This window comes from Aeromonas sp. (assembly GCF_050633025.1).
Lineage (GTDB): Bacteria > Pseudomonadota > Gammaproteobacteria > Enterobacterales > Aeromonadaceae > Aeromonas.
This window is the reverse complement of the sequence record NZ_JBODRQ010000178.1, coordinates 1-5,397: the sequence shown is the minus strand read 5'-3', so window position 1 is coordinate 5,397 and position 5,397 is coordinate 1. Positions and strand designations below refer to the sequence as shown.

Here is a 5,397-nt window from a genome sequence, read left to right as displayed (position 1 = left end):
TGGCCGCAGAACACACCGGCCTCACGGGTGATGACCCGGGCGCTGGCCATCCGATCGGCCGGGATCAGCTGGGCGGTGATATCGGCGCTGGCGTCCGGTTGGTCCAGCGTGGTGAGGGCATCGCCCAGATCTTCGAGTAGTGCGGCGCGTACGGCGCGGCTGACATCCTGTTGAAACATGCCTTATTCCTGCAAGGGTCTGAGCAGCAGTTGCCGCTCCTTTTGAACCAGCTCCAGCCGACCGAGGGCGTTCATGCCAACCAGCACTTCGTCACCGTCTGCCGCCGGATTGATAAAGATGGCCAGATCGTACAAGGTCAATGGCCCCATCGCCAGCGTTTCGATGGTGCCGTTGCCGACCCGGATCTGCCCCGCGGCGGTATTGACCTGGCTGCTGCCATAAGCGGTCAGGCCGAGCCGCTCGGCAACCTGCTGCGGGATGGTGATACGGGTGGCGCCGGTATCGAGCAGCAGTTGCACCGGCTGGCCGTTGATGGCACCCTCCAGACGATAGTGGCCGCTCTGGTCGGCCCGCAGCAACAGCTCGCCGCTGGCGGTGACGCTTGGTTGGTTGCGGGAGTGAAAATAGAGGGTCAGCAGACCCATCAAAGAGAGCCAGGCCAGTAACCACATCCAGCGTGCCGTGTGCTGCATACCCCATCCATATCGAGCGGAAGATGACTCAGCCTAACATACCATTTCCCGTTGATTCAGTGAGTTGGTGCTGGCTTGTTCATTACATCTCTTCATCTTTTCGCCATTAATCAGCCAACTCGAGTAGCCGATGACTCAACTCGCTTCGCAACCTTGTTTCTCTATCGATGCCGCTGGCTGGTGCCAGCAGGCACGCCGGGTGCCTTCTCCTCACCACAACGAGCGGGCCGCGCCGGATGATATCTCCCTGCTGGTGGTGCATGGTATCAGCCTGCCGCCGGGGGAGTTTGGCGGCCCCTTTATCGACGATCTCTTTATGGGGCGACTCGACCCTGAGGCTCACCCCTATTTTGCCGGTATCCATCAGCTGCGGGTCTCGGCCCACTGCCTGATTCGCCGTGATGGCGAGCTGGTGCAGTATGTACCGTTCGGCGCACGCGCCTGGCATGCGGGAGTATCGAGCTGGCAGGGGAGGGAGGCGTGCAATGATTTCTCCATTGGCATCGAGCTGGAAGGGACCGACGAGACCCCCTATACCGAGTCCCAGTACCGGGCGCTGGCGGGGCTCACCCGAGCCATATCAGGTCGCTATCCGGCGATTACCCACGAAAAAATTGTCGGCCATTGCGATATCGCACCTGGGCGCAAGATGGATCCCGGAGCCAGTTTCCAATGGGATTACTACCGGCAACTACTAAACAGCTAAAGTAAATAATCAAATTTAGTTTGGATTTTAAAATCAATGGCTTGCCTATCTGGCAGGCCATTTTTGTCTCTGGTTGCGCAAATGTTATTTGTGAGCGCAGTCAAGAATATTGGTCAGACCATTTTCTATGAGCTAAATCATGTTTCCCCTGCTTTACCTCTTAAGTGGTGGGGCCGATTCTTGACTCAGATCATCTTTTGAGTGGACTTTTCAAAAGGCCTCTGCTAATTTTCGCCCCATCCATAAAATTGGTAATACCAATTTAACAAAGTAGCCTCATGCCCTATCGCAAGATTACGCAACCCAAGTTGGCCGACTCCATTGTCGCCGAGCTGGAACAGATGATTCTGGAAGGCAGCCTGCAGCCGGGGCAGAAATTGCCTCCCGAGCGGGAACTCGCCATCCAGTTTCAGGTATCGCGCCCCTCCTTGCGCGAAGCCATCCAGCGACTGGAAGCGCGCGGATTGCTTTATCGCCGTCAGGGCGGCGGCACTTATGTGCAGAATGCCCTGAGCAAGGGGATCGCCGATCCGCTGTTCGAACTGCTCAGTACCCACCCGGAAGCCCAGTATGACCTGCTGGAGTTTCGCCACGCGCTGGAAGGCATCTGTGCCTACTACGCGGCCTTGCGGGGAACCGGGTCTGATTTCGAGCGCATTCGTCAGGTGCAAACCACCATCATCGATGCGGGCCAGCTGGGCTCGCTAGTGGCCGAATCGGCAGCCGTCACCCAGTTCTATCTGGCGGTGGCCGAGGCGTCCCACAATGTGGTGCTGCTGCACCTGCTGCGGGCCATGAGCCCGATGCTCGAGCAGAACATTCTGCAGAATAACGAGATTTTGAATCGCCGCCCGGGAGTGGTAGCCAAGATACGTCGCCATCGCGCGAATCTGATCGAGGCTATCCTTTCGGGGGCTCCGGAGCGGGCCAGAACAGCTTGTCATGAGCATCTGGCCTTTATCGAGGACACCTTGTTGGATATGCAGAGGGAAGATAGCCGGATCCAGCGATCCATGCGTCGGATCCGTCAGCAGGAAAACTAATCCCACAAGGCTCTATTGTCGAATGCTTGCGCCCTTCGCCGTGCAATGCCGTGCAATCACAACAACATAGGAACCAGCCATGTCTGATATCCTGAAGAACGATGTGGACCCGATAGAAACGCTGGAGTGGCTTGCCTCTCTGGAATCCCTGCTGCGTGAAGAGGGTCCGCAACGCGCTCAGTTCATCCTTGAACAGTTGGCCGAGAAAGCCCGCGCAAGCGGTGTGGACGTGGCTGCCAAGGCAAATCGCGATTACATCAACACCATCCCGTCCAGCGACGAGCCGGACTACCCGGGTGACCTGGAGATGGAACGCCGCATTCGCGCCATCATCCGCTGGAACGCCATGATGATCGTGCTGCGCGCGTCCAAGAAAGACCTGGACCTGGGTGGTCACATGTCTTCCTTCGCTTCTTCTGCGACCATCTATGATGTCTGCTTCAACCACTTCTTCCGAGCTCGCAACGAGAAGGATGGTGGCGATCTGGTTTACTTCCAGGGTCACATCTCCCCGGGCATCTATGCTCGCGCCTTTGCTGAAGGTCGTCTGACCGAAGAGCAGCTGGACAACTTCCGTCAGGAAGTGGATGGCAAGGGTATCCCTTCCTATCCGCACCCGAAACTGATGCCGGACTTCTGGCAGTTCCCGACCGTATCCATGGGTCTGGGCCCCATCGCCGCCATCTATCAGGCTCGCTTCCTGAAGTACCTGACCGACCGTGGCATCAAGGATTGCTCCGAGCAGACCGTTTACGCCTTCCTGGGTGACGGCGAGATGGACGAGCCGGAAGCCAAGGGTGCCCTGACCGTTGCCGTGCGTGAAAAGCTCGACAACCTGGTGTTTGTGGTCAACTGCAACCTGCAGCGTCTGGATGGTCCGGTTGTCGGTAACGGCAAGGTCATCAACGAGCTGGAAGGCCTGTTCGCTGGCGCCGGTTGGGACGTGACCAAGGTGATCTGGGGTCGCAAGTGGGATGAGCTGCTGAAGAAAGACACTTCCGGCAAGCTGATCCAGCTGATGAACGAGACCGTGGACGGTGACTACCAGACCATGAAGTCCCGCGACGGTGGCTACATCCGCGAGCACTTCTTCAACCGTTATCCGGAAACTGCCGCGCTGGTCAAAGACATGACCGACGAGGAGATCTTCGCCCTGAACCGCGGTGGTCACGATCCTCGCAAACTGTTCGCCGCATTCAACAAGGCGACCCAGACCAAGGGCAAGCCGACCGTTATTCTGGCCAAGACCATCAAGGGTTACGGCATGGGTGAAGCGGCTGAAGGCAAGAACATCGCTCACCAGGTCAAGAAGATGGAGCTGGACTCCGTGCGTCACCTGCGTGACCGCTTCAACCTGCCGGTGGCCGACGAGCAGCTGGCCGATCTGCCTTACCTGAAGATCGAAGCCGGTTCTGCCGAGCACAAATACCTGCACGACCGTCGCACTGCCCTGAAAGGCTATGTGCCGACCCGTCTGCGCGAAAGCACCACCAAGCTGGAAATCCCGGCACTGGATGCCTTCGGCCCGCTGTTGGGTGAGCAGGCGCGCGAAATCTCCACCACCATGGCGTTCGTGCGTTCCCTGAACGTGATGCTGAAAGACAAGTCCATCGGCAAGCGCATCGTGCCGATCCTGGCTGACGAAGCCCGTACCTTCGGTATGGAAGGTCTGTTCCGCCAGATCGGTATCTACAGCCCGCACGGTCAGCAGTACACCCCGCAAGACCGCGACATCGTCTCCTACTACAAGGAAGACAAGCAGGGTCAGGTTCTGCAAGACGGTATCAACGAGCTAGGCGCCATGTCCTCCTGGCTGGCTGCTGCGACCTCTTACAGCACCAACGACTGCCCGATGATCCCGTTCTACATCTACTACTCCATGTTCGGCTTCCAGCGGATCGGCGATATGGCGTGGGCAGCCGGTGACCAGCAAGCCCGTGGCTTCCTGCTGGGTGCGACCTCCGGTCGTACTACCCTGAACGGCGAAGGTCTGCAGCACGAAGATGGTCACAGCCACATCCTGGCGAACACCATCCCGAACTGCATCTCCTACGACCCGTCCTACGCCTATGAAGTGGCGGTGATCGTACAGGACGGCCTGCGCCGCATGTACGGTGAGAACCCGGAGAACGTGTTCTACTACATCACCACCCTGAACGAGAACTACGCCATGCCGGCCATGCCGATCGGTGCCGAGGAAGGCATCCGCAAGGGTATCTACAAGCTGGAATCCGTAGCCGGTGCCAAGGCGAAAGTTCAGCTGCTGGGTTGTGGTTCCATCCTGGGTCACGTGCGCAAGGCTGCCCAGATCCTGGCCAGCGAGTACGGCATCGGTTCCGATGTGTTCAGCGTCACCTCCTTCAACGAGCTGGCCCGTGACGGTCAGGACGCGGATCGCTGGAACATGCTGCACCCGACCTCTGAAGCGCGTGTTCCCTACATCGCTCAGGTACTGGGTTCCGAAGCCACCATCGCTGCGACCGACTACATGAAGTCCTTCGCCGATCAGGTTCGCGCCTTCGTTCCGACCGAGAACTACCGCGTGCTGGGTACCGACGGTTACGGCCGTTCCGACAGCCGTGCCAACCTGCGTCGTCACTTCGAAGTGAACGAGTTCTACGTGGTGGTTGCTGCTCTGACCGAACTGGCCAAACGCGGCGAGGTAGACAAGCAGGTTGTGGCCGACGCCATCGCCAAGTACGGCATCGATGCCGACAAGGTCAACCCGCTGTACGCGTAAGTGGATCAAGGGTCGCGCCGTCATGCGGCGCGACCTTGCCAGGGTTTAAACGGTTAACGCGAGATGTGCGTGGCGGCATCAGCCAGCTATGCGGATCGACGCAAGAGGATAAAGCACAATGTCCAAACAGATTATGGTGCCGGATATCGGCGCCGATGAAGTTGAAGTCACCGAGATCATGGTGGCCGTGGGTGACAAGGTCGAGCTGGACCAGTCCATCATCGCGGTAGAAGGCGACAAGGCCTCCATGGAAGT

General features: G+C 58.6%; 5 protein-coding genes and 1 pseudogene. 4 read left to right on the top strand and 2 right to left on the bottom strand.

All coding sequences use genetic code 11. The features are described from left to right. Together ACRAUW_RS16535 and ACRAUW_RS16530 are read right to left on the bottom strand one after the other, a co-directional pair. A pseudogene (locus ACRAUW_RS16535) lies at positions 1 to 179 on the bottom strand (carboxylating nicotinate-nucleotide diphosphorylase); the annotation flags it as partial. A 3-nt stretch (positions 180 to 182) separates the two neighbouring features. Further along, on the bottom strand, positions 183 to 653 hold the full coding sequence (locus ACRAUW_RS16530) for a retropepsin-like aspartic protease family protein (protein ID WP_005336129.1): 471 nt from the start codon (positions 651 to 653) through the stop codon (positions 183 to 185). Positions 654 to 783: 130 nt separating this feature from the next. Between ACRAUW_RS16530 and ampD the strand changes: the two genes are divergently transcribed. From ampD to ACRAUW_RS16510, 4 genes are all read left to right on the top strand, one after another. Beyond that, positions 784 to 1,359, top strand: coding sequence for a 1,6-anhydro-N-acetylmuramyl-L-alanine amidase AmpD (gene ampD, locus ACRAUW_RS16525; protein WP_431363156.1), 576 nt, complete (start codon positions 784 to 786; stop codon positions 1,357 to 1,359). 278 nt (positions 1,360 to 1,637) lie between these two features. After that, a complete protein-coding gene (gene pdhR / locus ACRAUW_RS16520) occupies positions 1,638 to 2,402 on the top strand; it encodes a pyruvate dehydrogenase complex transcriptional repressor PdhR (protein ID WP_431363155.1) in 765 nt (254 codons plus the stop codon). 79 nt (positions 2,403 to 2,481) lie between these two features. Then, entirely contained in the window at positions 2,482 to 5,142 is a 2,661-nt protein-coding gene (aceE, locus tag ACRAUW_RS16515; RefSeq protein WP_431363154.1) for a pyruvate dehydrogenase (acetyl-transferring), homodimeric type, read from the top strand. 118 nt (positions 5,143 to 5,260) lie between these two features. Then, positions 5,261 to 5,397, top strand: a 137-nt coding sequence (locus ACRAUW_RS16510; protein WP_156028175.1) for a biotin/lipoyl-containing protein, incomplete at its 3' end; no start/stop codon positions are given.

Excerpts from the sequence above, each read along its gene's own strand:
- ACRAUW_RS16530 (WP_005336129.1), bottom strand. The coding sequence starts at position 653 with ATGCAGCACACGGCACGCTGGATGTGGTTACTGGCCTGGCTCTCTTTG.
- pdhR (WP_431363155.1), top strand. The coding sequence starts at position 1,638 with ATGCCCTATCGCAAGATTACGCAACCCAAGTTGGCCGACTCCATTGTC.
- aceE (WP_431363154.1), top strand. The coding sequence starts at position 2,482 with ATGTCTGATATCCTGAAGAACGATGTGGACCCGATAGAAACGCTGGAG.
- ampD (WP_431363156.1), top strand. The coding sequence starts at position 784 with ATGACTCAACTCGCTTCGCAACCTTGTTTCTCTATCGATGCCGCTGGC.